We start from the raw sequence: 25352 nt of genomic DNA, 5'->3' as shown, positions 1-25352 counted from the left end.
AACTCAAACGGGGTTTGTCTCCAATCTGAGTCAATTTGTAAGATACAAATTGACTTTTATATCGTATTAGGCACGTTCAACTAAACCTGATTTTAAAGCACGAGTTGAAACCCATACTTTCTTCGGCTCACCATCTACTAATACACGAACTTTTTGTAAGTTAGGTTTGAATGTACGTTTCGATGCGTTTAATGCGTGTGAACGTTTATGTCCTGAGCGAGTTCTTCTACCTGTGTAAAAACATTCTTTTGCCATCGTTCATTACCTCCTTTTTATCACAGATGTTTGATTTCTATTATGCGTACTCGAATAAGATATCATATTTAAATGCATTTAGCAAGCTATTTTTCGCACTCTTTCACCCACATCTGTAGAGAAGTCAAACATTTATGACACAGCCTTTGATAAATAGATTGTGCTAAAGAAGCTAATCAGTAAAACTATTTTTGAAAAATTTAGTCAAGGCCTTTAGAGTGTAGCGGTGCCTTACTAAACTTGAAAGAAATAGATAATAGCTACGCTACTTTAGCAAAATAGTCATTAACAACTTCATCTGGACTTTTAAAATTCAGCACTTTACGATAAGTATTGTTGTAACTCGTGTTGTATCTAGCCAAAGCTTTCCGAAGTTCTTCCTCACTTGAAAAACGACGTCTTGAATAAAATCTTTCTTCATCTTCTCTGTGACTTCTTTCCACCAAGCCGTTTTGCCAAGGACTGTAGGGTGCTGTTGTTTTATAGCTAATCCCAAGAAATTCTAAAACCGTTTGAAACCTCGACTTCTTATCCGTTTCATAAGAGTCGTTTGTAAATTCTTTCCCATTATCTGTCTGAACTTTGTCTATCTTAAAGCCCATTCTTTTCTCTAAATCTATAAGAAATTCAGATGTTGTATAAGTGCTATTTTCATTCATCAAATCAAGAACTCTAGTTCTTGAATAAGCATCTATAGCTGTGATTTGATAGTATCGTTTATGGTTACTGGCAAAACCTATAGAATGAATAGGAACGTACTTCACATCGATTTGAACTAATTCTCCTGGATAAGAATAGTTGGGTTTATCTTTTTTCTTGATTCGCCTTTTTTTCTTTTTAGAAGGAGGTTTTAAGTTCATTTTCCGTATTTGACGACACATAGAATCATAGCTTCTAGTATAGCCCTTATCCCTACATTTACGATAGACGTGGGCTAATCCTCGATGCCTATGGTATCGATAGTTATACTTGATTAACTCTAATTCAGTCTGTGTGTGCTGATTAGGATGAGATTTAGGGCGAGTTGACTTCTTTCGAAGGGATTCAATCGTCCCATCGTATCGCTTCCGCCATCTTTGAACATATTGACGGGATGTGTGATACTTTCTCGCTGTAAGAGCATTATTATTCACTTTTATAGCATGCTTAACAATTCGTTCGCGATGTTTCATTCCTTCTGTTATAATAGACATATGAGAGATCCTCCTTGGATGATTTTTGATTGCACATCTATCATACCAAAGGGGTCTCTTTTTTTGTTTGTTTTATGTCACAAATGTATTATCTCCTAACATTTTTCGCACTCTTTCACCCACATCACACAGACCATCCCTGAGTGAAATTCAAGTTGAATCGGAGTGGAAGTGTCAATAAATTCATTACTAATATACGCTTTGGGATAATCGAGATCCGTCGGTGACAAATTATATACAGCTTGTTTAATCTTGAGCCCCTTTACCGGTGACATCGTAATGATTGATAAATATTGAGGATTGGTTCCCGGTTGAATTTGATAAACACCAGGGTTGAAAAATTGTACTACCGTATCCGATTCAATCATCAAACAGCGCGGAATTAACGACGAAAAACGTGGTTGGTGTGCGAGCCATAGATTTAAGATTAAATGATCTAAGCGTCCACCTGAAGAACCTAGCGCTCCAAAGATATAACAAGCTGTCATATTAGGCATCTGACTGACGTATGCGAGAGCCAATTCCAGATCTGTATCATCTTTATGGGAAGACACGCGTTCAATTTGCTGGCAATACGCTTGTAATTCTTCATATTCTGAAGCAGTAACTGAATCAAAATCACCGATCGCCCAATCAACCGGATAGCCTTGCTGCATCAAGTGATAAGCCCCACGGTCTACCCCGATAAAGTAGACTTGATCAGCAGAATCTAAATAAGTTGGAATCAACTCAAGTGCAGGATGCGGTGCGCCAGCACAAATAATAACTGTGACTCCCATGTTGACAATCCTATCTTAACGAGTCAATCGCTTGGCGCATATTAGCGTGTTTATATACGTATGAACCTGCTACGAGTACATCTGCTCCAGCGGCTTTACATTGTGCACCCGTCTGCTCATTTATGCCACCATCGACTTCAATTAAGTAATCATAGCCTTTTTCTTGACGTATGTGTGCTAGCTGTGCCACTTTATCTACAGCGTTCGGAATGAATTTTTGTCCGCCAAACCCTGGATTTACAGACATTACTAAGACTAAATCACAGTCCGCTAACAAAGGTTCAATGGCACTTACTGGTGTCCCGGGATTTATGACGACGCCAGCTTTTACACCCGCCTGTTTAATCATTTGAATTGCCCGATGTGGATGTGCTGTAGCTTCAACATGAATCGTAACATAATCTGCACCCGCATCCACGACCGCTTGAATATACCGTTCAGGTTGGTCAATCATCAAATGACAATCAAACACACAATCGACTAGAGGACGAACCGCAGCCATAACCATTGGTCCAAATGAAATGTTCGGAACAAATGTACCATCCATCATATCAATATGTAACCAATCTGCTCCGGCATCGACCGTTTCTTTTAACGAATCACCCAATCGACTAAAATCTGCACTTAAAATAGAAGGCGCGATGATCATCTTCAATTCTCCTAACTTATTTGTTTTTTCTTAAATATTTTGGTTTACGTTGCATAATACGTTGCGCGATACTTAAATAACTTTCATATCTTGATTTCGATATTTTCTGATTTTCAACTTGTTCTTTTACATAACAACCAGGTTCTTTGAGATGAAGACAACTGCGAAACTTACAATACAATGCGGCTTCATCAATCTCTGGGAAGTAATGGGCTAACGATTCTACCTCAATTTGATCAAAATCAATTGCACTAAATCCTGGTGTGTCAGCAATTAATCCCTGGTTAATCGGATATAAGGTAACTTCTCGTGTCGTATGCCGTCCACGATTCAAGGCATCACTAATCGGTCGGGTATCAATTTGTGCTGTTGGAATTAAAGCATTCAATAACGTTGATTTCCCAACACCTGATTGTCCCATCACAACATAAAGACCTTCGTGAATATTTGCTCGAATTCGCTGTGCGGTTTGTTGACTGTTATCGAACACTTCGACTGGATAACCGATTTGTGTATATACTGATTGAATGTGTTCAACTTGTGCCTGTGCAGCCAACTGGCCAACTCGATCGATTAATAAATCATATTTACTTAAAATAATTTGACACTTCACACCATATTGCTCCGCATTAACGAGATAGTAATCTAATAAACTTTCACTAAAATCAGGCTCAACAAGTGACATGACAACCAACGCTTCGTCCACATTTGCAATACTCGGACGAATAAATTCATTCGCTCGCTCTTTAATCTCAATTAGACGACTTTCAGATTTAGGATGTTTCTCATCGAATTCAAACGTGACGATATCCCCTACTAACGGAGATTGTTGATGATGACGGAATAGACCTTTCGGCTTCGAAATATACGTCTTGCCATTCGACCAAATCGAATAGAAACCACTTTTCGCTTGGAATATTATACCTGTTTGTGTTCGCATACAGCCTCCTTTTCCTACGCTAACTACTCGCTAGGTTCTTGAGGATATACTTCCGGGCTTTCCTCAACAACATCCCCGTCACGCATAATCCGATATTGCCCTACACCATTTGACGGAATATAAAGCGTAATTTGAATTTCTTTGGATTCTTTAATTTCGAATTTTTCAGCTACTTGATTAATATTATTTTTTGAATCCCCTATAAAGACTTCAATCACATTTGCCAATGGGTGAGATTGATTTAGGTCACTCTCAGAATATCTTGGAACGTACTCGATTGAAATTGGAATCCGAACGGGAACAATTTCTGTTTCCTCTTGTCCTAACGAAACGACGACCGAAATGGTATCACCAGGTTGTAAAGGCGTACCACTATTAGGACTTTGACGAATTACTTGATCTTTTGGTATGAAATCATGGTATTGATAATCAACTTCAACATTTAATCCATAATTGTCTGCGAAGTTTTCAACCATTTTCAATGATAAGTTATAAAATTCTTGCATCACACTCGATTGGGAATAACTTCCGACAGTTAGCGTAATGGATGTAGCTTCTGGTACAACGCGGCTACCAGCTTGGATACTTTGCGCTAGGATTACATCCGCTTCCTCTTGATTATTTGTATATAAATCATGACGTTCGACAATAAAGCCTGCCTGAATTAATTTTTGACGAACTTGTTCATAGTTTTGGCCAATATAGTCGCCCAATTCTACTTGCTCACGACCGCTACTAACAATTAAGTCAATCGCTGTATTTTTCTTCACCGAAGTTTTGGCCTTTGGATCTGTTCCAATAACATAACCTGAAGGAATTTCGTGGTCCCAGTCTTGTTTGACTTCACCCAACATTAAATTTTCCTTAGCTAACTTATCTTTTGCTTCTTCAAGCGATAATTCTGCTAGATTCGGGACGGTCGTCGACCCCAGTTGGCTGCTAACAACCGTATATAGTCCAAAGAGTACGACAAGTGCCAAAACGACGGATGCAAACCGAATCATCCAACGACGGAATTTTGGCGGCTTCGGTTCAGGAATCTCATCGTAATTAACAATAGACTCTTCTTCCGGCACCACTTCTTTTTCCTTTTCAGCCTGATTCAACGCCATCTCTGCATCGCGTACGGGTCGGATCGGTGTAATTACTAACGACTCCGGATCAGCCAAATTACGGTCGGGGTCAAATGGCGACTCATTCATGCGAATCACACTCAAACTCGTACTTAAATCCATTAACATTTCATGAACCGAGTTATAGCGTTTAGCTGGATCTTTCGCAGTTGCTCGCAGGATGACATTTTCTAAACTTTGCGGCACATAGTCCATCTTGTCTCGAATTCTTGGGAAATCCTCTTGGAAATGTTTCAATGCAATTGACACTGCTGACTCGCCATCAAAAGGAACCTCTCCTGTAATTAATTCATACAAGACAGCACCGATGGCATAAATATCAGATTTTACCGTCGCAGAGCTGCCGCGAGCTTGTTCTGGTGATAAGTAATGAACGGAGCCTAGCAAGGTATTTGTTTGAGTTAATGATGTGTCCGATAACGCGATTGCAATACCAAAGTCAGTAATCTTCACTTCGTTATCATCTGTAATCAAAATATTTTGTGGTTTTATATCTCGATGAATAATGCCATGCTTATGTGCCACTTCAATCCCGGATAAGATTTGACTCATAATATTTACAGCCAGTTCGAGTGATAACGGGGATCGTTCACGAATAAAATTCTTCAAATCCGTTCCTTTGACATACTCCATTACGATATATTGCTGACCTTGTTCTTCATCAACATCATAAACTTCTACAATATTATGATGTAAGAGTTGACTGGCCGCAATGGCCTCACGTTGGAATCGTTGAATCGCTTCTTGATTATCTTGGAAGTCATATTTTAAGACTTTAACGGCAACATCACGATCTAAGATTAAATCTCTTGCCAAATAAACATTGGCCATTCCACCACTGCCAATGGGTTTTGTAATAATATACCGTCCAGATAATTTCGAATGAATTTCAATCATTCACCGTCACCTCCTACCGTTGCTTCTATCTGAGGGCAGGTCAACAAAATTAAAGTAATATTGTCCTTTCCACCCGCTTCATTCGCTTTATCAATCAATTGAAGCCCTAAAGCATCAATGTCAGTTTGTTGAGCGAACAGTTGGTTCATCTCTTCTAACGTCAACATATTAGTTAAGCCATCAGAACAGAGCATCAATCGATCGATTTCATGCATTGACAACTTCGCCAACTCATAACTAACCGTCGGGGTGATGCCAATCGATTGGGTTACAATATTTCGGCTTGGATGTTCCAAGCCTTCTTCTGCCGTAATTTCTCCAATACGAATCAACTCATTCACTAACGATTGGTCTTCCGTTAACTGAACGAGTTCACCTTGACTAAAGGCATATGCCCGGCTATCCCCCACATGGGCTATATAGATAGAATCGCCAGAAATCAGCGCCATAATCAGCGTTGTTCCCATCCCTTCAAGTTGATTGTCCTCGAGAGATTTTTGATAAATATATTGGTTAACACCTTCTACCGCATCACGAATCCATTCAGTGGATTGCTGATCGGTAAAAGTAACGCGGTAATCTTTAAATAAATTGCCTAAAAACTTTGCCGTCAACTCACTCGCAACATCACCTGCAAGATGCCCTCCTACTCCGTCACATAAGACAAATAAATAACAATCTTCGGAGGTTACAAAATAGTCTGCATAATCTTGATTCGTTTTGCGTCGCTTTCCGACATTTGAACGAACAGAAATCTCCATAATGAATAAGTCTCCTCAGTCAATAATCTACCCATCACGCTTCGCGTCGTTTCATGCGACAGATAAAAAATCCATCAGTATGATATTGATCCGGCCAAATACGAACCCAACCGGGTTGCTCGATTAAATCGCTTGGAACCTCTGTAGGTTGGATCGGATCAATTTCAAATTGGGGATGGGCTTTAATAAATTGTTCCACATTTTTTTCATTTTCTTCATAAGATAAGGTACAAGTACTATAAATCAATTTGCCTCCAGGCTTTACATAAGGAGCAAAATGATTTAAAAATTTCGCTTGTATTTGCGCTAATGCCTGAATATCCGTAATTTTCTTCGTATATTTAATCTCAGGTTTACGTCGCATAATTCCTAGCCCTGAACAGGGTACGTCTAAATATATAATATCATAGAACGTGTCTTTTTTTGGATGAAATTGTAAGGCATCCGTCACCTTTAAATTCACTTTGTCAATCAAATTCATTCGTTCCATATGTTGGGCAACTTTATTCATCTTATCGGCACTAATATCTAAAGCCGTTAGATGCCCATCCGTCAATAGAGAAGCAATATGCGTCGCCTTACCCCCAGGTGCGCAACACGCATCAAGAATCTGTTCATCGCCTTGAATATCACCGACCGGTGCTACCAGCATCGAACTTTCATCTTGAATCGTAATGAGTCCATCTTGGAACAATGAACTTTGCAAGACTTGAGGTGAATGTAAAATAATTCCTGCTGGCGACAAGGTACTGGCCTCCGCATCAATACCTTGCTCTTTTAATCGAGCAATGGCTTCCTCGCGATCCATTCGTTTTAGATTAACTCGTGCGGTCAATTTGGGCGTCTCGTTTAAGGAACTCAGCATGGCTTCTAACTTCTCTGAAGTTCGATATGACTGAAAATATTCAACCATCCATTTCGGTAAACTGTACTCAATACTGAGACGTTCTACTGGATCTTCAATTTCTTCCACGACACTGCTTGATTGACGCATGAATTCACGTAAGACCCAATTAACAAATTTCCCTAATCCTGCATGACCGTTGGTTTTAGCAATCAAGACAGCTTCATTCACCACCGCATGCGCGGGGATGCGATCTAAATAACATAATTGGTAGATTGATAATCGAAGGAGGGTTTTAACCCACAGATCCACTTTTTTATTTTGAAGCAATGAGTCTAAAGAAAAATCTAGCGTCATACGGTGTTGTAATACTCCATAGACGACACGAGTTAACAGCGCCTTATCCCTTGAATCAAATTCCGAATCCGTCATAAATGCATCAATCAAAACATTCGAATAGCCCCCTTCATTTTCAATTTGATCTAAGATCAGCAGCATATGCCACCGAATGTTTTGATTTAATATTTTTTGACTGCGCTGCTTAATTTTCATAATTTCCCTCACTTGATTCAAAAGCTTCTGCTAGAAGTTGGTCAAGTTCTACGCCATTCAACCATTGTTCAGTTAGCATTCGTTTCTTCCCACTCGGTTGAAGTTCATCGATTGCAAAGTAAGTTTGCTGACCACACTGGATAATAAGGCGTCCCCCGTCTGCAGCTACAATTTGTCCAGGGATAGCCTTTTGATACGAACTTGTTACCGGTTGACCTGCCCAGATTTTGATGCGTTCTCCGTTTAGCATTGTATATGAACTTGGGAAAGGACGAAACGCTCGAATTTGATTATCAATTTGTTGGGCCGTTTGGTGCCAATTAATCCGTTCTTGTTCTTTTGTAATTTCCGGTGCATAAGATACTTCTGCTTCATTTTGAACTTGAGGTTGAACTTTACCTGCAAACAAATCTGGCAAAGTATCAACAAGTAATTCCCCACCGAGAATGGCTAACTTCTCAAATAAGACACCCACATCATCACTTGACTCAATGGGGATGCTACGCTGACTTATTATATCACCCGCATCCATTGCTTTTGTCATATACATAATCGTAATCCCAGTTTCCTCATCCCCATTCCAAAGGGCATAGTGAATCGGAGCGCCACCTCGATATTTAGGTAATAAAGAGGCGTGAACATTGATGGCACCAAGTGTAGGAAGTTGTAACATGGCTTGTGGTAAAAATTGCCCATAAGCTGCTGTAATAATTAAATCTGGTTCAAGAGAGGTAATCCGTTCCATAGCTTCATCTTCTTTAATATTTTCGGGCTGAAAAACTTCGAGATGGTGGGTTAGTGCCACTTCTTTAACCGGAGTTGGTGTTAAAACTCGCTTACGCCCAACTGGACGATCCGGTTGGGTCACCACTAAAACTATCTCAAAATCATGGTTAATTAATTGTTCAAGTACATGCGCCGCAAAATGTGGCGTTCCCATAAAAACAATTCGCTGTGTCATAATATCCTCCTGACATTAAAATTGCGGTTCATGATCAATCTGAATATACACTCGCTCTTTGGCTTTATCTTGCGATTCCTCCAAAATTTGATTCAAGGCTCCTTGAATTAAAGATTGATCTTTGTATTTCAATAATAAATTCACATAATAATAATTATTCATCCGTCGCATGCTATCCACATTGGGCCCAACAATTAAAAGGCGCTCTGATTGACTTGCTGGAAGTTGCTTCAATTGGTTCTTAATCAAATGAATTACTTCCACTGCTTTACGTCGATCTTGACTCGATACTGTAATCGATGTGACAAAGTAATACGGTGGATAATTAGCTAAACGACGACGCTTCATCTCATAATAGAAAAAATTCACATAATCGTGGTTTTGGGCAAAATGCATGACATAATGTTCTGGGTTATAAGTTTGGATAATAACAGACCCCAGTTTGTCACCTCGCCCTGCTCTCCCACTAACTTGAGTAAGTAACTGAAACGTCCGTTCACTCGCTCGAAAATCAGGTAAATTTAAAGCTGTATCCGCGTTAATAACGCCAACTAAGGTCACATTTTCAAAGTCTAGCCCTTTTGCAATCATTTGCGTGCCCAATAAAATGTCACCTTGGTGCGCTTCAAATTGATCTAGCAATTGTTTATATTTACCCTTCCCACGGGTTGTATCATTGTCCATCCGGATAATTCGAACGCCTGGAAATAATTGCGATAAAGTTTCTTCAACTTTTTGTGTTCCAATACCATGTGAATGGATATGCTCGGAATGGCACTGTGGACATTGTGTCACCACAGGTGTTTGATAATTACAATAGTGACATTTCATTACTTGTTCCGCTTTATGATAAGTTAAGGAAATATCACAATGGGGACATCCCATAATATACCCACATTCACGGCATAAGAAATATGACGCAAAGCCACGACGATTTAATAGCAACACGATTTGTTCGTTTCGTTCGAGTCGCTCACGAATTGCCTGCTCCAGTGCAGGAGATATTTCGGTCGATGACTCCAATAAAACAGATTGGCGTAAATCAATCACTTTTACCGGTGGTAATGGAGATTGATTAACTCGTTTATGCATTGTAATCAGTTGATATTTACCGACTTCGGCGCGCGCGCGACTTTCCAAAGATGGTGTAGCACTCCCTAGCAAAAGTGGACAGCCGTGATACTCACTACGCCATTTTGCCACATCACGTGCATGATAGCGTGGATTTTCACTTTGTTTATACGTGCCTTCATGCTCTTCATCAATAATGATGATGCCGATATTTTCAAGCGGTGCAAAAATTGACGAACGAGCTCCCACCACAATTTTTGCCTCACCGCGTATAATTCGTTGCCACTCATCAAATTGCTCGCCCACTGAAAGTCCCGAATGAAGAACGGCCACACCTGTATCAAATCTCGATAAAACACGCCGTATCATCTGAGTGGTTAAAGCGATCTCTGGTACAAGTAAAATCGCTGTTTGGCCCCGCTGGGTCACTTGATCAATTAGCTGCAAGTACACCTCGGTCTTACCACTACCAGTCACCCCTTCTAACAAATAAGTTTTGGATTCCTTCTGTTCGATAGCTTGCATTACTTGATCATGCGCCGCTTGTTGCTCAGGTAGAAATTCACGGTGTTGACTAGGTTCGATTTGATAATCCATCACAGGATTTCGATAGACTTGCTGTTCTATTTTTCTAAGCCACTGTTTCTCGACTAGTGCATTTAAACTACTATTTGAAACAGATAATAATTCCAAAACCTCTGATTGAAGTACTTGGTAATTCGAATCGAAAGCTGTTTGATGAATTAAATATTTTAAAATTTCTTTTTGCTTGTAACTACGACCGTCCAGCTGCTCGATAAATTCTTTGGCTTGTTCCACCGAGACGGCTAATTCAATCCAAGTTTGTGTTTTACTTCGGGCTTTATCATGCGGAATATATTGCAGATGGAGGGCTCCTTGACGAATCCATCGGTTTAGCGTTTGAGCATCCATTTGCGCTAACAACTGTTGGCGAGTATAGTTTTGGTCCGATTTAATCCACTGTGTAATTTCTCCTGAGAGTTGCGATACATCTTTTACAGAAATAACTTCATCGTATTTTCCTTTTAATACATTCGGAATCATCGCTTGTAGAACAGTAATTCGAAAGGCATTCAACTGTTCTGCCATCGCCTGGCTTAATTCAATCAACTCTTCGGGTAAATAACTTTGCCAGTCCAACAGCTCACTAATTGCGCGTAACTCTCCGGGATAATCTGATGTTTCAGCCAAAGCTACAACAAATGCCAATCGCGTTTGAAAACCGAACTTGACTCGCACCCGACTTCCAACTTGGATGGAGGATTCCATCTCTGAAGGAACTACATAATCATATGTTTGATTCACTTGCCGATTCGGTATATCAATAATTAATGATGCAATCATCAGAGCCTCCTTTCATTTCGAATCGATCCTATCTTTATTTAGAAAACAAAACCGAACTCAACTTTCACGCAAAAACCACTTTAAACCTCGCAAGGAATCCGTGATTCAGCATGACCGTTTCCGTTCGGTATTTGCAGATTCTATGAATTTAAACTGTTCAATTCGCCCGCTTCAATTTCTTCAAGCGCTTGACCAATCGTTTTAACCGATTGATACTTCTCGAGTAATCTCAACGGATGTTTTTGCATCTCATGAGCTCGTTTGCTTGCTAAAATAATCAACTTATATTTAGAAGGCTCTTGCTCTACTAATCGATCAATCGAAGGTAATAATAACATTATTTATTCTCCTTTTTGAAAGTAACTTTGTATTTGTAATTTAATCGCATCGATCATACGTTCAACACGTAGATGCTCACTTTGAATAATCGCATTAATTTTTTGGACCGCATTTTCAACTTGATCATTTACGACGACGAAGTCGTAATGCTTCATCATTTCGATTTCTTCACGAGCTTTTTGCATCCGTTCGTAAATAATATCTTGTTTATCGGTACCTCTTCCGACAATTCGGCTCTCTAATTCCGAAATATTCGGTGGTGCTAGAAAAATAAAGATTCCTTCTGGCATTCTTTCGCGCACTTTCATGGCACCTTGAACTTCAATCTCTAGAAACACATCGTGTCCTTTCGATAAATGTTCTTCTATCGGTTGAATTGGAGTTCCATAATAATTGCCCACGTATTGTGTATATTCGAGCAAAGCACCTTGTTCAATTAACCCCTCAAATTCCTCCCGACTCATAAAGTAATAGTCTTTTCCATCCACTTCACCAGGACGAATTTTTCGGGTGGTTGCAGAAATTGAATAAGTATAGTTATATTGATTATCTTTAAACACAGCTGCCCTGACGGTACCTTTACCAACACCTGACGGACCTGATAAAACGATTAATAATCCTCTTGTTTCGCTCATAACAACCTCCACATTCTTAAACCGATATTTAATCTCTATGATAACATATTCCGCCTAAAGATTAAATAAGACATTACTGATTGTCTGATTCAAAACGCTTGCACATAAAAATTTAAAAATGAATTATAAACACTTGACAAAGGGAACGTTTGTTCGTATAGTATATATACAAACAAATGTTCGCATCAGGAGGTGAGAGGCACATGGAACTACCCATTAAACAAGGTTCTGCATTCGTTAACGCAATCTCAAATTATTTTATGGGGTTTGCAGCACAAGAAAGTCATAATCAATCCATTATAATGCCGCTACGAGAGGTTGAGCGTCAACTAAATCGAGCCTATGTATCAATGGAGCCCTTGTCTGTCCACTTCGAATATTATGATTGCACCGAGCAAATTCAACAAGCAATAATCGATGTTGCAGTTAAGACACCCATTTTAACAAATCGTTGCATTCAACTTGAACGTTTGTCTGATGGTAAGTCAATTACGCTACTTACCGAACAAATTCTATCCGTAGCTGCCACTACCGCATAGAGTTTGATAATGCAATAATTCCCTTTTAATAAAATAAGTCCTTGCACCTGAAGTGCTTCTATAAGTTGGATGGTTTATCCAACTTCTAGATAAGCACCTCTTTCAAGCAAGGACTTATTTTTTAATTAATCATTTAATAAAGCTGACGTCTCTTTACGAGATAAGTATGGGCTTCGCTTAGGTATTATTGTCTTCGGAACAAAGCGGGCCATTAAACATAGAATAAGGGCATTAATTGCTGCTGTAACAATTAGGCTTATCCAGAAATCTTTTGCGTTAATTGGCAACAGTGAAGATTGTTTTGCAATCAGTGGCCCGATCCAAAATAGGACTAAGTAATAAACAAGGCTTGCTAGCAAACTAGCTGTTGCAATATTTAAGTAGGTTGAAGAGTAGCGTCGATTATTCAGAGTTTTATGCGTATTTCTAGCAAATAATCCTCCACCGGCACTTAATGTAATCGGGATAATATAGTATAAAAGCATCAATATTACATCACTAAAACCATAAGATAAGATCCCTAATATAATGCTAGCAATTAAAGCAACTATGGATCCTAACTCATACCCATACCTTAGACTTAACCATAGGATTGGTAACATTGTAAGACCGATATACATTCCTAATTGATCAATCACTAATTTCATCATTGAGCCCATCAAAATGGTCAATACCAATGCGATACCACAGTCAATTAATAAACTTTTTGAACGTTGATTCATCTACTTCCACTCCATTCTATTTATTCACTTGATAACTTGAAGCTTCCATAATAATTGGAAGAACGACCGGACGACGTTTCGTTTCTTTATAGAGATATTTACCTATTTTCTCACGTAATTCTCCCTTAAGCTCGCCCCAATCAAATTGATTTTCTAATTTTAGATGTTCTTCTAAAATATCAATCGTCATATCTGAACAAGCTTGAATCAAATCAATACTCGTCTTCATATAGACAAAGCCGCGAGAGGTAATTTGTGGACCGACAAGGACCTCTCCTAAACGACGCGAAATCGTCGCTACCACCACAAAAATACCATCTTCACTCAAAATTCGACGGTCTCTTAAGACTACGTTACCAATGTCGCCAACACCGATGCCATCGATCAGAATATCTCCGGAAGGAACTTGACCCGTAATCGCTAAATGGCCGTTACGATATTCCATCACATCTCCTGGTGAGGCAATTAAAATATGGTCTTCATCGTATCCCATCTCTTGAGCAATCGCAGCATGCGCAAATAACATCCTTGATTCGCCATTAATCGGAATTAAATAATCTGGCTTAATAAATGATAACAACATCTTTAAGTCACTCGCATTCGCATGACCTGAGAATTTATATTTATCGTTAATCGTTCGTACACTCGCACCCGCTCGATAGATTAAATCACTTGTTTTCGCAAAAAGTGTCTCCATTGAAATTGACGGGGTCGTGGCAAAGTAGACCAAATCGCCAGCTTCAATATTAACGCGTCGGTGACGTTTCATCGCCATCGTTTGAATATTCTTCATCGGCTCCCCTACATCACCCGTCACAAGAACAAGTACTTCTTCAGGAGCTAAACGGTTCATATCTTTAATATTTCCGACAATATCTTTCGACGGGATACTGATTTTATTCAACTTAATCGCCACATCAATAATCTCATAAACTTGTTCATCGGCTAGGAAAATTTTACGACCACTTTCGAAAGCTGCATTGAATAATTGCTGAATGCGCGCAATATTACTCCCAATGGATGCTACGATTACGCGACCCGGATGATTCATAAAGACTTCAGACATATTATTAATGATTTTATTATCTCCAACTGTTGGTAAATAATTTTCTGCATCTGCAGAGTCGCTTAAAAGGGCAATTACGCCAGATTCTCCAATGTCTGTCAAGCGACCGAAGTCAGTATGATATTCTCCACTGGCACTTGGATCGAACTTAAAGTCTCCGGTATATACGATCGAACCGATTTGAGTTTGAACTACAATCCCTACAGAATCTGGAATTGTATGCGTTGTACGGAAGAAACTAATCATCGCATCTTTGAACTCAATTTCCGTCTCTGCATCAATTTGGAAGAAATTCTCAATCCGATCTTCTAAACCTTGCGATTTGGCTGTGATCGTCGCTAACTCAATCGTTAACTCAGTCCCGAAAACTGGGGCATCGACCACTTCTAATAGATAAGGCAGTGCGCCCATTGCGTCGTCATGACCATGCGTCAGGAAAATCCCGACAATGTCATCTCGACGGCTTTCTAAATAGGTAAAGTCAGGAATGACCGCATCAATTCCTAACATTTCTTCTTCAGGATAGACGAGCCCGCAATCCAGGATAAAAAGAGAACGATTAACCTCAACAATATAAAGGTTTTTCCCTTCTTCTTTCACGCCTCCTAAAGGTATGATTTTAATATCTGTCATTTTACACCTCTTGTATTTTTTAACTGTATTCATCTTAACTAGTATACCATAGATAGCGAGTGAATAAAAAGAGAGCCGATTTTATTATTATCTACACATAATGAAAAGGATAATGAAAAATCATTATCCTTATAAATGCATTCTATTCTTTTGGAAGTAATGCTTTGCGGGAAAGATTAATTCGGCCGCGATCATCAATTTCAGTCACTTTAACTTCAACTTGATCGCCAAGCGATAATACATCTTCTACTCGTCCAACACGGTGATGCTCTAATTCAGAGATATGAACGAGCCCTTCCTTACCTGGTAAGACTTCCACAAAGGCACCGAATTTCTCAATCCGCTTCACAGTACCTTGATAGACATCTCCAGCTTTAACTTCGCGTGTCAGTTGATCAATAATTTCCTTAGCACGATCAATCATCGCCTGATCACTTGAGGCAATACTTACATTACCTTCATCGTCAATATCAATTTTAACACCTGTTTCATCAATAATCTTATTGATGGTCTCGCCACCTCGACCGATTACAACTTTAATCTTATCTGGATCGATTTGAATCATATCAATCTTCGGTGCATATGGACTTAACTCTGCACGTGGCTCTGGCAAGGTCGCCGTTAAATTATCTAAAATTTCTAACCGTGCACGGCGTGCTTGTTCAAGCGCTTCTTCTAAGATTTGACTCGTAATTCCTTCGATTTTGATATCCATTTGTAAGGCTGTAATTCCTTCAGAAGTTCCTGCAACTTTGAAGTCCATGTCGCCAAGGTGGTCTTCCATACCTTGAATATCTGTCAGAATCGTATAGTGTTCACCGTTCATTACAAGTCCCATCGCAATCCCAGCTACAGGTGCTTTAATTGGTACACCTGCATCCATTAATGCTAATGTCCCAGCACAGATTGAAGCCTGACTCGATGAACCATTAGACTCTAATACTTCGGATACTAAACGAATCGTATACGGGAAAGTTTCGACATCTGGAATCACTTCATTTAATGCTTTCTCTCCTAAAGCACCATGCCCAATTTCACGACGGCCTGGGCTTCCCATTCTTCCAGTTTCACCTACAGAATATGGTGGGAAATTATAGTGATGAATAAATCGTTTACCTTCTTCAACGCCTAATCCATCGATGACTTGGTATTCACCGAGTGGTGCTAAAGTGGCCACCGTTAAAGCTTGAGTCTGTCCACGAGTGAATAAACCTGAACCATGCGTTCTAGGTAAGATTCCTACGCGTGATGCAAGTGGACGAATTTCATCCACTTGACGGCCATCTGGACGAACCCGATCAATCGTAATCAGTTTCCGCATTTCTTCTTTCTCAAGACGTTGTGTCGCTTCATTCACTGATTTGATAATGGATTCTAAATCTTCATGATCCGCATACTCAGCTTCGTATTTTTCACGAACTTCTTCCATCACCGCTGCGATAGCTTCTTCCCGAGCTAATTTTTCTTGAACTTTAATGGCTTGAAGCATTGGCTCACGATAAGCTTGTTGAACTTCTTCAATAATTTGTTCTTCGTGACTTACAATAGATAATTCAAATTTTTCTTTTCCGCAATCCGCAATGATTTGATTTTGGAATGCGATCAATTCTTTAATCGCTTCATGCCCCTTTAATAAAGCTTCTAACATTTCCGCTTCAGAAACTTGTTTGGCGCTCGACTCAACCATATTAATGGCTTGTTCTGTCCCAGCTACTGTCAGTTGAATATCAGACTCAGCGGCTTGATCAACGCTTGGGTTAATGATTAATTCATTATTGGCACGACCTACTTGAACCCCTGCGATTGGACCGTTAAATGGAATATCTGATACTCCTAAAGCGAGTGAAGCTCCAAGCATCGCGGCCATTTCTGGTGAACAATCATTATCAACCGACAATACGGTCGTAATAATTTGAATTTCATTACGCACGCCCTCTGGGAACATTGGACGAATTGGTCGGTCAATAAGACGTGAGGTTAACGTTGCATGCTCTGAAGGACGGCCTTCCCTTTTAATAAATCCTCCTGGAATCTTACCAACGGCGTACATCTTCTCTTCGTAATTTACCGTCAATGGGAAGAAATCCATTGCTGAAGGTTTACTTGATGCGGCTGCCGTACAAAGCACTACAGTATCACCATAACGTACTAGAACAGCTCCGTTAGCTTGTCGAGCAACTTCACCTATCTCAACAATGAGCGGACAGCCAGCCCATGTTGTTTCATATACTTTCTTATCGAACATTACATCTCTCCTTCAATTTTTCGTGCCAATTCACTACTAAACAAATATCAAGCACCCCAACGTGACTGCCTCATACTTGTATAGTAGTAAAATAAGCATCCATGATACGCTTATTGTAGCATAGTTTAAACTTATAACGCTATAAAATAACAAAACTCTTCCCAGAATAACCAGGAAGAGTTCATTAAATTAACGACGTAATCCAAGACGTTGAATTAAATCACGGTAACGACTTACATCGTTGTCGCGTAAGTATGCTAATAAGTTACGACGACGACCGATTTTTTTCATTAATCCACGGTATGAATGGAAATCTTTCTTATGTGTACGAATATGCTCGTTCAGAGAGTTAATATCCTCTGTCAATAAAGCAATTTGTACTTCTGGTGAACCAGTATCTCCTTCATGTGTGGCGTATTCTGCGATAATTTCACGCTTACGTTCTGCTGAAATAGCCATCTTTATCACCCTTTCTTTCATAATCCTCAGCCAAGAAAAACGTCGAGTGAATCGTTTATCTGAGCAGAGGTCCTCTTTAAAAAAATTAGTCAAGCATCGGATGGAATCAGCAACGAATGACTACTTGATTAATGTACTAAACTTTCAAAAGGATTGCAAGCCTTTTTCGTGTCTACTGATTTAAATTCGTAATAAAATCAGCTCCGAACACTTGATACATCGTACGAGTTACAATAACAATAAAGTGCTCCATACCGAGTTCACTATGATGAATCTCATCAAAGGTATACCAATCTGGATTCCCTTTTTGATAATTATACCAGTCTACTTCATAGGCATTCGGGAATTTTTCCGAAGTAGCTTTAATAATATCATTAACTTCTTTAATATGGAAAACCCGTGAGTTGGTATTGACGAGAAATACATTGCGATCAGGACCTAGTATTTCCATCAGTTCATCCACCGCAGGTTGGTCTAAACCAGCATTGGTTCCTAAAATGACAACTACATTTTCTTTCACCACGCCCTCTTGAACCAATTCCCTTAACATCGGTAGAGCATCCCATATTTGAAGACTACTTTCACCAAAGTAATTTCCATTTTGGAAAACATCAATCGCATAAGGTCCAGTAATAAACGCTAATGAATCTCCGAAGATGGTTACTGGAACTTCGGTTGCAAAGAGTAACTCGCTCGAAGTTAGTTCGTTGAATACAATTGGATGATACACTTCAGCATTTTCAAAAGCTTCTTCGTGTTCGGCAAGTAAATTATCAATCATCGATAAATCAACTTCCGGTTGTTGTTTTAAAATCGCAGCCAATTGTTTCATTGGATCAGGTACGACAAGTTCCGTTGAAAGAAGCGTTTGATACTGTTGATCTATATCCTTTATAAATTCTTGCGTCTTAACTAATTCTCGAGATGCTGGGTAAACATCATCCGATTGTACATGAACGCTCTGTTGATACAAGCGATACTCTAGGTCAAACGTTGCTAATGACTTATCGTTAGCTGAAGCGATGAGACCCCGAATAAACAATAAACATAGAACAATAAAACCAAAGAATTTAATAAATTTAAAATGCAAAAATTGACGCTGTTCAATTAATGTAATAATTTCTTGGCTGTCTTGTTTCCAATCCCAATGAGTTCCAAACCAAATATTCAATTGATCTTGTTCAATCCAACGGTAAGACAACTCACCAATTAGAAGAATTGTCACGATTGATGCCACCGCAATTAGATGAATATTTTCCCCTAAACGCCGATATTGGCTTAAATAAAAGATAATAATTGGATAGTACCATAGATAATAAGAATAAGAGCGTCGACCTAATAAATACAAAGGCTTCACTGAGAGAAGCAGTGATAATATTGGTGCACCAATAGTGATACTTATAATCAACCCCGCACTAATCCAATTATAGACAGCCATCCATAACATATAAGTAATATCAGAACGGTCATTTTGGGTAAAGACCAATGCAATTGCACTACCGAGTGAAGCTAATGCGAGAAGGTGATAAACCCACTGTTTGTACTTAAAACGATAAAGGATATTCAATAGGGTCGGCACCATATAAGCCGTCGCAATACCTAAAGCAAACGAAGCAAAACGAGTATCAATACCATAATATACACGGCTCGGATCTCTCCCCGGCTGATAGATAAATATAGCCAAAGTGTGACACATCGTAGCAATCACAATCCAAATAATTCCTTTAGATGGAATTGATAATTTAAATTGGTGAATGCCCATCATTAAGATACTGGCAATCACAAGCGACTGCATATAAATTGCGACATACCACAAATGGGTAAACGGCGAAGCGCTTGTCATTTGAACAAAGTAGGATCGGTCCGAAAATATTTGAAAAAGATTGTTGTAGAAAAATAATCCGCTTAACAAGTCATTGCGAACCGACTTTAACGCAACTGGGTGAATAAAAAGCCAAGCAATGACAATTGCCATCATCATCCATAATAATGGATAAAATAGACGCTGAATCGTTTTCGATATTAACTGTCCATAGCCTGAAAAGTTCAATGGTGCATCATAACTTTGCAATTTCTCAAAACTACGAGCAAAGAAATATCCTCCGACCACTAAAAATGTATTAACAAGTAAAAACCCACCCGGAAAAATTGATGGAAACAAATGATAAGCAATGACTGAAATAATTGCCAGTCCTTTCAATCCATCAAAACTTAACACGCGTTTTCGTTGCATTTGTCTCCCTCCAATTCTAAAATCATTAATTCTAAGTATAACGCTTTGCTATTAAATATAAAACAGCTTTGAAACAATTATTTCATATAAGTTGCTTTTAATTCTAAAATAATATCTCGCAACTGCGCAGCGGCTTCAAAATTCATATCTTTCGCATATTGACGCATTTGTAAATCCATTCGCTCCAATTCTTCTTCACGCTGCAATTTCGATAGTGATTTGAATTGTGTTAAGAAATTCTCCTCTTGTTCTTCTGGCGCGACCTCATGTGAAATACGGATTAAATCACGAATTTCTTTTTTCACCGTCTTAGGTGTAATATTGTGAGCTTCATTGTATGCTTGTTGAATCTCGCGACGACGATGCGTTTCATCGATCGCAAATTGCATCGATTCGGTGACTCGATCAGCATACATAATGACATGCCCGTTCTCGTTTCGCGCAGCTCGCCCGATGGTCTGAATCAACGCGCGCTCGCCACGTAAGAACCCTTCCTTATCGGCATCTAAGATAACTACTAGTGAGACTTCAGGGACATCGATCCCCTCTCGCAGTAAGTTAATTCCTACTAATACATCAAAGGTTCCTAGACGCAAATCTCGAATGATTTCCGTTCGTTCCAATGTCTTAATATCACTATGTAAATATTTCACTTTAATATTTAATTCTTTCAGATAGGTTGTTAAATCTTCCGACATTTTCTTCGTTAACGTTGTAATAAAGACACGCTCATTGCGTTCCGTACGTTGACGAATTTCACTGACTAAATCATCGATTTGACCTTGGATTGGTCGAACATCAATAATTGGGTCCAATAATCCCGTCGGACGGATGATCTGTTCAATATAGTGCCCATTGGTTTTCTCTAATTCATATGGACCGGGTGTTGCCGAAATATATACAATTTGATGTACATGCTTTTCAAATTCTTCAATCGTTAAAGGACGGTTATCTAAAGCACTTGGTAAACGAAATCCATAGTCAATAAGTTGTTGTTTACGAGCTCGGTCTCCATTATACATCCCTCTAATTTGAGGCATGGTCATATGGGACTCATCGATGACAATCAAAAAGTCATCCGGAAAGAAATCCAACAACGTAAATGGCTGCTCCCCAGGTAATCGCCCGTCTAAGTGCCGTGAGTAATTCTCAATTCCTGAACAATAGCCCATTTCAAGGAGCATCTCTAAATCATAGACCGTGCGCTGTTCTAATCTTTGTGCTTCAAGTAACTTATTTTCGGAGCGTAGTTCTTCCAGTCGCATTTCCAATTCTTGTCGAATCGTATCAACGGCGTGTAAAGTCTGCTCTTGATCCGCCACAAAGTGAGTCGCAGGATAAATTGGATAGTGTTCTAACTCACGCTGAATCTCACCTGTTAAGACATCTACCATCCGAATTCGATCAATTTCATCGCCAAACCATTCAATCCGAATGACTTCACTTTCACGTGATGCCATAAAAATTTCCATAACATCACCACGTACTCGAAAAGTTCCACGTTGAAAATCAATATCATTTCGCACAAATTGCATTTCAACTAATCGTTTCATCACAGCTTCACGACTGACTTCTTGTCCTTGTCGAATGGATAAAACATGGTTGGCATACTCTTCGGGATTGACTAACCCATAAATACAAGAGACAGAAGCCACTACTATCACGTCATTTCGTTCTAATAAAGCAGATGACGCTGAATGACGCAGGCGGTCAATTTCATCATTTACCATTGCTTCTTTTTCAATATAAGAGTCCGTAGACGGAACATATGCCTCCGGTTGATAGTAGTCATAGTAAGAAACAAAGTATTCGACCGCATTATCCGGAAAAAACTCTAATAATTCACTATAAAGTTGCCCCGCTAAGGTCTTATTATGTGCCAAAACAAGAGTAGGTTTATTGACTTCTTGAATCACATTTGCAATCGTAAAAGTCTTCCCTGTCCCAGTTGCACCGAGCAACACTTGTTCTTTTTCATTTGATTGAATCCCCTTGACGAGCTGCTCAATGGCTTGAGGTTGATCACCACTGGGCTGATAAGGAGCTTTTAATTTAAATTCGTTGTATTCCATTGATTTCATTCCTTTAAAAAAATTTGCAATACGTCCTAGTATTCATGTATAATATTGTCTGTTGACTCTGTCGACCTAAATGATTAATATAAGACTTATCTAAGAAAGAGGTGACAATTATGGCAAACAATCCATCAGCAATTAAACGCACACGTCAAACAATCAAGCGTACTGAAAAAAATACCGCTAAATTATCTGAAATGCGTACACATATCAAAAAATACAAAAACGCCGTTGAGACTGGCGAAGGTGATTTACAAGCATTATTAACTAACGCAGTGAAAAGTATTGATATCGCCGCAGGTCATGGTATTATCCATACCAACAAAGCCAAACGTCTAAAATCAAATTTAGCAACTTATGCTAAATAATAATTTCAATGGTTCAAAAGAAGCTATCCGAGCACATTCGTGTTCGGATTTTTTATTGATACAATTGATGCAACTGCGTTATCAATAAATAAAAGTGATTGTCAGGCATGCCTACACCCGTCTTTAATTTAAAGTCAATTTCCGCTAAATAATCATAAAAAGTTTTCAGTGAGGATAGAGAAATATGACGTGCATTTTGAAAAGCGATTTGTACTCGATATGGATGGATATTCAGTAACTTGGCAATATCACTCGGTTGATAACCTTGACGTTGAAGGATGCAAGATTGTAACATAACGCGAAATTGGGAAATGATCAAACCAAAAATTGCAATTGGCTCATGCTTCAACAAAATCAAATCCTCATAAATTTGAATGGCTTCGGAATATTTCTTAGCTGATAGTGCATTGGTTAATTTAAAAATATCGGACTCCATCGTACGTGGCACCAACTGAGTTAATGTTGCTTCATCGATTTCATTACCCGATAACGCATATAATTGTAACTTTTTAAGTTCCTCTATCGCTTGGGTTAATGAATAAGAAACACGTACTAATAAACTATCCACTAAGTGTGCCGATAATTGAAAGTTGTGATGATCGAGGTATTGTTGAAGATATTGCTTTACCTTTGATTCATCCGGAGACGTCACATCGACAACATAACCTTGTTTCTTGGCAACTTTCGTTAATTTTTTGCGTCCATCGATCTTGGATGTACCGTGATGAAAAATAACCACGCTCGAGGGATTGGGATTATTAAAGTACGTATTGAGTCTTTCTTTATCCGTATCGCTCATCTTAAGATTTGTTTGACTCGAGAGGATTACCCCATGATGAACGGTAATCAGTCGCTTAGAAGCAAAAAAACTATAGGAATCTGCTTCGTTCAATACAGATTCAATGGTATCATCTTCTAAATCCATTGAAATCACTTCATATTCCGAATCCAGTGCCGAATCTGGCGCAATCTGCTGATAAAATTGCTCAATTAAAAAAGCTTCATCACCTTCTAGAATATAAATAGGTTGTACCATCTTCCCCTCGCCTCCTTACATGAAAATCTTCAATGAATATTCTTATTCTATTATACCAAAAATATCGTTAGAACAGAAAAAAGGTACCTGAAACGATACCTTTAAATCAAACTAAGAACGTTGAATTTCAACGACCCAATTATCTTCTTTTTCGATTGAATTCAGCATTGACGGCTTAAGTTCAGCTTGGTCATTTCGCGCCACAACCCGTCCACTAAATGGCGAAGGCACTTCAATCGCGGCTTTTGCTGCTTCAACATTGAACAGTGTGTCATCTTCCTTAATTTCACCTAAATCAGCGATGCTAACATAGGCAATATCTCCCGCTTCTTCCTGAAAAACTTCATTAACACCAATGCGTAAAATATTGTTTTTTTCTTCAATCCATAAATTATCTAACATAATTTAATCTCCATTTCTCTTTACTCTTCAAAAATCGAACTACGATAGTGATAGCGCATCGATAGAATCAATCCTACCCCAATCATATTACTTAATAATGCCGAACCCCCTTGAGATACGAATGGAAGTGGCACCCCCGTAATTGGGAGTAATCCGATTGTCATTCCCACATTTTCTAATACGTGGAATAAAATCATCGAAATAACGCCGGCAGCAATATAAGTATAATATTCATTTTTAACTTTAAAACAAGTTTGTACCATTTGATAGATTAACACAAAATAGATTAATAATAAAAAGGCACTTCCCACAAATCCAAAATTTTCAGCAATCGTTGTAAAAATAAAGTCAGATTCACGAACTGGAACGACTACTTCAGATTGTCCAAAACCCTTACCTAATAACATCCCCGAGCCTACCGCTTTAATACTTTGAGCCAACTGATATCCTGCTCCTTGCGTATCTTCGAATGGGCTAAACCAGATGGTAATTCGTTTTAATTGATAATCCATCAATATACCGTTATCTGTTAAAAAGTCTGGAAAGAAAATAGCTACAAGTAGTATACCACCCCCGATAAAAATAACGGCACTTGCGATTGGGACGATAATTCGCCAACTAATTCCTGAAAGCAGTATCATACCGGCTGTAATCGTTAAAATAACTAAGTTAGTCCCTAAGTCATTTTGCAATTGAATTAAAATTACTGGAACGATTGCAGCAGCTAGGATTTTTCCTAAAAGCATAAAATCCGTCTTAAGTGTACGGTGAATATATTTATTGTTGTGCGACGTAATAACTTTTGCAAGAAATACAATATAGGCTGGTTTAAAGAGCTCTGAAGGTTGTAATGTTAATCCCCCGATGGCAAACCAACTTTTTGCACCTGTTTCAATTGCTAATTCACGGTCGTAAAAAAGTAATACTAAAATAAGAAGAAAAATACCAAAGCCATAAATGAGGTTGGATAGTTTCCAAAATTGCTCACCATCAAACTGCATAATTACAATGATAATAATGGCCCCAATCAAATACCAAAGTCCGTGATATAACGTTGGAACAATCCCTTGACCTTGAATCATTGCTGTCGTACTGTAAACACTTAGCATCCCAATAATGGCTAAAATCATAACATTGAGAATAATGCCATAGTCGATTCGATTTTCATTGTCACGATGTAGTTCTCTAATTGATGACATA

Annotated in this window: 23 protein-coding genes; 2 read left to right on the top strand and 21 right to left on the bottom strand. The window is 38.8% G+C overall.

Going from position 1 to position 25352, the window contains the following annotated elements; genetic code table 11:
• Positions 1–66: 66 nt before the first annotated feature.
• From rpmB to gmk, 12 genes are all read right to left on the bottom strand, one after another.
• Complete coding sequence (gene rpmB / locus HMPREF9707_RS02490) at positions 67–255, bottom strand: 50S ribosomal protein L28 (protein WP_006701142.1); 189 nt, start codon at positions 253–255, stop codon at positions 67–69.
• A 260-nt stretch (positions 256–515) separates the two neighbouring features.
• A complete protein-coding gene (locus HMPREF9707_RS02485) occupies positions 516–1448 on the bottom strand; it encodes an IS481 family transposase (protein ID WP_006701141.1) in 933 nt (310 codons plus the stop codon).
• Positions 1449–1543: 95 nt separating this feature from the next.
• A complete protein-coding gene (locus tag HMPREF9707_RS02480) occupies positions 1544–2227 on the bottom strand; it encodes a thiamine diphosphokinase (RefSeq protein WP_006701140.1) in 684 nt (227 codons plus the stop codon).
• 10 nt (positions 2228–2237) lie between these two features.
• Positions 2238–2876 carry a ribulose-phosphate 3-epimerase gene (rpe, locus tag HMPREF9707_RS02475; protein ID WP_006701139.1) on the bottom strand — a complete coding sequence of 213 codons (639 nt, stop codon included), beginning with the start codon at positions 2874–2876 and terminating at the stop codon, positions 2238–2240.
• 16 nt (positions 2877–2892) lie between these two features.
• Positions 2893–3816: a ribosome small subunit-dependent GTPase A gene (rsgA, locus tag HMPREF9707_RS02470; RefSeq protein WP_006701138.1), complete on the bottom strand. Its 924-nt coding sequence runs from the start codon at positions 3814–3816 to the stop codon at positions 2893–2895.
• Between the two features lie 23 nt (positions 3817–3839).
• Positions 3840–5846, bottom strand: a complete 2007-nt coding sequence (gene pknB / locus HMPREF9707_RS02465; RefSeq protein WP_006701137.1) for a Stk1 family PASTA domain-containing Ser/Thr kinase — start codon at positions 5844–5846, stop codon at positions 3840–3842.
• The gene (locus HMPREF9707_RS02460) at positions 5843–6607 is read right to left on the bottom strand and encodes a Stp1/IreP family PP2C-type Ser/Thr phosphatase (protein ID WP_006701136.1); all 765 of its coding nucleotides are present in this window, start codon (positions 6605–6607) and stop codon (positions 5843–5845) included. The genes pknB and HMPREF9707_RS02460 overlap by 4 nt, the downstream gene beginning before the upstream one ends.
• Before the next feature lie 34 nt (positions 6608–6641).
• The gene (gene rsmB, locus HMPREF9707_RS02455) at positions 6642–8003 is read right to left on the bottom strand and encodes a 16S rRNA (cytosine(967)-C(5))-methyltransferase RsmB (RefSeq protein WP_006701135.1); all 1362 of its coding nucleotides are present in this window, start codon (positions 8001–8003) and stop codon (positions 6642–6644) included.
• Positions 7993–8964 carry a methionyl-tRNA formyltransferase gene (gene fmt / locus HMPREF9707_RS02450; protein WP_006701134.1) on the bottom strand — a complete coding sequence of 324 codons (972 nt, stop codon included), beginning with the start codon at positions 8962–8964 and terminating at the stop codon, positions 7993–7995. The genes rsmB and fmt overlap by 11 nt, the downstream gene beginning before the upstream one ends.
• A gap of 15 nt (positions 8965–8979) precedes the next feature.
• Positions 8980–11400 (bottom strand): primosomal protein N', encoded by a 2421-nt coding sequence (gene priA / locus HMPREF9707_RS02445; protein ID WP_006701133.1) that lies wholly within the window; start codon positions 11398–11400, stop codon positions 8980–8982.
• A 140-nt stretch (positions 11401–11540) separates the two neighbouring features.
• Complete coding sequence (rpoZ, locus tag HMPREF9707_RS02440) at positions 11541–11738, bottom strand: DNA-directed RNA polymerase subunit omega (RefSeq protein ID WP_006701132.1); 198 nt, start codon at positions 11736–11738, stop codon at positions 11541–11543.
• 3 nt (positions 11739–11741) lie between these two features.
• Positions 11742–12374, bottom strand: coding sequence for a guanylate kinase (gene gmk / locus HMPREF9707_RS02435; protein ID WP_006701131.1), 633 nt, complete (start codon positions 12372–12374; stop codon positions 11742–11744).
• A 203-nt stretch (positions 12375–12577) separates the two neighbouring features.
• Here gmk and HMPREF9707_RS02430 point away from each other — a divergent pair, with 203 nt between their 5' ends.
• Positions 12578–12913, top strand: coding sequence for a hypothetical protein (locus HMPREF9707_RS02430; protein ID WP_006701130.1), 336 nt, complete (start codon positions 12578–12580; stop codon positions 12911–12913).
• Between the two features lie 125 nt (positions 12914–13038).
• Here HMPREF9707_RS02430 and HMPREF9707_RS02425 read toward each other — a convergent pair whose 3' ends face one another.
• The 6 genes from HMPREF9707_RS02425 to uvrB form a co-directional block, all read right to left on the bottom strand.
• The gene (locus tag HMPREF9707_RS02425; protein ID WP_006701129.1) at positions 13039–13635 is read right to left on the bottom strand and encodes an energy-coupled thiamine transporter ThiT; all 597 of its coding nucleotides are present in this window, start codon (positions 13633–13635) and stop codon (positions 13039–13041) included.
• Positions 13636–13651: 16 nt separating this feature from the next.
• On the bottom strand, positions 13652–15334 hold the full coding sequence (locus HMPREF9707_RS02420) for a ribonuclease J (protein ID WP_006701128.1): 1683 nt from the start codon (positions 15332–15334) through the stop codon (positions 13652–13654).
• Positions 15335–15476: 142 nt separating this feature from the next.
• Positions 15477–17579, bottom strand: a complete 2103-nt coding sequence (pnp, locus tag HMPREF9707_RS02415) for a polyribonucleotide nucleotidyltransferase (protein WP_006701127.1) — start codon at positions 17577–17579, stop codon at positions 15477–15479.
• Positions 17580–17768: 189 nt separating this feature from the next.
• On the bottom strand, positions 17769–18038 hold the full coding sequence (gene rpsO / locus HMPREF9707_RS02410; RefSeq protein ID WP_006701126.1) for a 30S ribosomal protein S15: 270 nt from the start codon (positions 18036–18038) through the stop codon (positions 17769–17771).
• 172 nt (positions 18039–18210) lie between these two features.
• The gene (locus HMPREF9707_RS02405) at positions 18211–20271 is read right to left on the bottom strand and encodes an acyltransferase family protein (protein WP_006701125.1); all 2061 of its coding nucleotides are present in this window, start codon (positions 20269–20271) and stop codon (positions 18211–18213) included.
• A gap of 77 nt (positions 20272–20348) precedes the next feature.
• Positions 20349–22343 (bottom strand): excinuclease ABC subunit UvrB, encoded by a 1995-nt coding sequence (uvrB, locus tag HMPREF9707_RS02400; RefSeq protein ID WP_006701124.1) that lies wholly within the window; start codon positions 22341–22343, stop codon positions 20349–20351.
• A 119-nt stretch (positions 22344–22462) separates the two neighbouring features.
• Here uvrB and rpsT point away from each other — a divergent pair, with 119 nt between their 5' ends.
• Positions 22463–22714 (top strand): 30S ribosomal protein S20, encoded by a 252-nt coding sequence (gene rpsT / locus HMPREF9707_RS02395; RefSeq protein ID WP_006701123.1) that lies wholly within the window; start codon positions 22463–22465, stop codon positions 22712–22714.
• 52 nt (positions 22715–22766) lie between these two features.
• Here the strand turns inward: rpsT and holA are convergent, their stop codons facing one another.
• The 3 genes from holA to HMPREF9707_RS02380 all read right to left on the bottom strand — a co-directional run bounded on the left by holA (position 22767) and on the right by HMPREF9707_RS02380 (position 25351).
• Positions 22767–23750 (bottom strand): DNA polymerase III subunit delta, encoded by a 984-nt coding sequence (gene holA / locus HMPREF9707_RS02390; protein ID WP_006701122.1) that lies wholly within the window; start codon positions 23748–23750, stop codon positions 22767–22769.
• Positions 23751–23861: 111 nt separating this feature from the next.
• Positions 23862–24152: a glycine cleavage system H family protein gene (locus tag HMPREF9707_RS02385; protein ID WP_006701121.1), complete on the bottom strand. Its 291-nt coding sequence runs from the start codon at positions 24150–24152 to the stop codon at positions 23862–23864.
• A gap of 20 nt (positions 24153–24172) precedes the next feature.
• The gene (locus tag HMPREF9707_RS02380; RefSeq protein WP_006701120.1) at positions 24173–25351 is read right to left on the bottom strand and encodes an FtsW/RodA/SpoVE family cell cycle protein; all 1179 of its coding nucleotides are present in this window, start codon (positions 25349–25351) and stop codon (positions 24173–24175) included.
• Position 25352 lies beyond the last annotated feature (1 nt).

It is taken from the genome of Falseniella ignava CCUG 37419 (assembly GCF_000301055.1).
Taxonomy (GTDB): domain Bacteria; phylum Bacillota; class Bacilli; order Lactobacillales; family Aerococcaceae; genus Falseniella; species Falseniella ignava.
This window is presented reverse-complemented; position numbering and strand designations above follow the sequence as displayed.

Coding starts and splice junctions, on each gene's coding strand:
- HMPREF9707_RS02405 (WP_006701125.1), bottom strand. CDS start 20,271: ATGCAACGAAAACGCGTGTTAAGTTTTGATGGATTGAAAGGACTGGCA.
- pnp (WP_006701127.1), bottom strand. CDS start 17,579: ATGTTCGATAAGAAAGTATATGAAACAACATGGGCTGGCTGTCCGCTC.
- pknB (WP_006701137.1), bottom strand. CDS start 5,846: ATGATTGAAATTCATTCGAAATTATCTGGACGGTATATTATTACAAAA.
- HMPREF9707_RS02485 (WP_006701141.1), bottom strand. CDS start 1,448: ATGTCTATTATAACAGAAGGAATGAAACATCGCGAACGAATTGTTAAG.
- rsgA (WP_006701138.1), bottom strand. CDS start 3,816: ATGCGAACACAAACAGGTATAATATTCCAAGCGAAAAGTGGTTTCTAT.
- holA (WP_006701122.1), bottom strand. CDS start 23,750: ATGGTACAACCTATTTATATTCTAGAAGGTGATGAAGCTTTTTTAATT.
- uvrB (WP_006701124.1), bottom strand. CDS start 22,343: ATGGAATACAACGAATTTAAATTAAAAGCTCCTTATCAGCCCAGTGGT.
- rpsT (WP_006701123.1), top strand. CDS start 22,463: ATGGCAAACAATCCATCAGCAATTAAACGCACACGTCAAACAATCAAG.
- HMPREF9707_RS02425 (WP_006701129.1), bottom strand. CDS start 13,635: ATGAATCAACGTTCAAAAAGTTTATTAATTGACTGTGGTATCGCATTG.
- rpmB (WP_006701142.1), bottom strand. CDS start 255: ATGGCAAAAGAATGTTTTTACACAGGTAGAAGAACTCGCTCAGGACAT.
- rpsO (WP_006701126.1), bottom strand. CDS start 18,038: ATGGCTATTTCAGCAGAACGTAAGCGTGAAATTATCGCAGAATACGCC.
- gmk (WP_006701131.1), bottom strand. CDS start 12,374: ATGAGCGAAACAAGAGGATTATTAATCGTTTTATCAGGTCCGTCAGGT.
- priA (WP_006701133.1), bottom strand. CDS start 11,400: ATGATTGCATCATTAATTATTGATATACCGAATCGGCAAGTGAATCAA.
- HMPREF9707_RS02380 (WP_006701120.1), bottom strand. CDS start 25,351: ATGTCATCAATTAGAGAACTACATCGTGACAATGAAAATCGAATCGAC.
- HMPREF9707_RS02480 (WP_006701140.1), bottom strand. CDS start 2,227: ATGGGAGTCACAGTTATTATTTGTGCTGGCGCACCGCATCCTGCACTT.
- HMPREF9707_RS02385 (WP_006701121.1), bottom strand. CDS start 24,152: ATGTTAGATAATTTATGGATTGAAGAAAAAAACAATATTTTACGCATT.
- HMPREF9707_RS02420 (WP_006701128.1), bottom strand. CDS start 15,334: ATGACAGATATTAAAATCATACCTTTAGGAGGCGTGAAAGAAGAAGGG.
- HMPREF9707_RS02460 (WP_006701136.1), bottom strand. CDS start 6,607: ATGGAGATTTCTGTTCGTTCAAATGTCGGAAAGCGACGCAAAACGAAT.
- rpe (WP_006701139.1), bottom strand. CDS start 2,876: ATGATCATCGCGCCTTCTATTTTAAGTGCAGATTTTAGTCGATTGGGT.
- rpoZ (WP_006701132.1), bottom strand. CDS start 11,738: ATGTTATTATTACCTTCGATTGATCGATTAGTAGAGCAAGAGCCTTCT.
- fmt (WP_006701134.1), bottom strand. CDS start 8,964: ATGACACAGCGAATTGTTTTTATGGGAACGCCACATTTTGCGGCGCAT.
- HMPREF9707_RS02430 (WP_006701130.1), top strand. CDS start 12,578: ATGGAACTACCCATTAAACAAGGTTCTGCATTCGTTAACGCAATCTCA.
- rsmB (WP_006701135.1), bottom strand. CDS start 8,003: ATGAAAATTAAGCAGCGCAGTCAAAAAATATTAAATCAAAACATTCGG.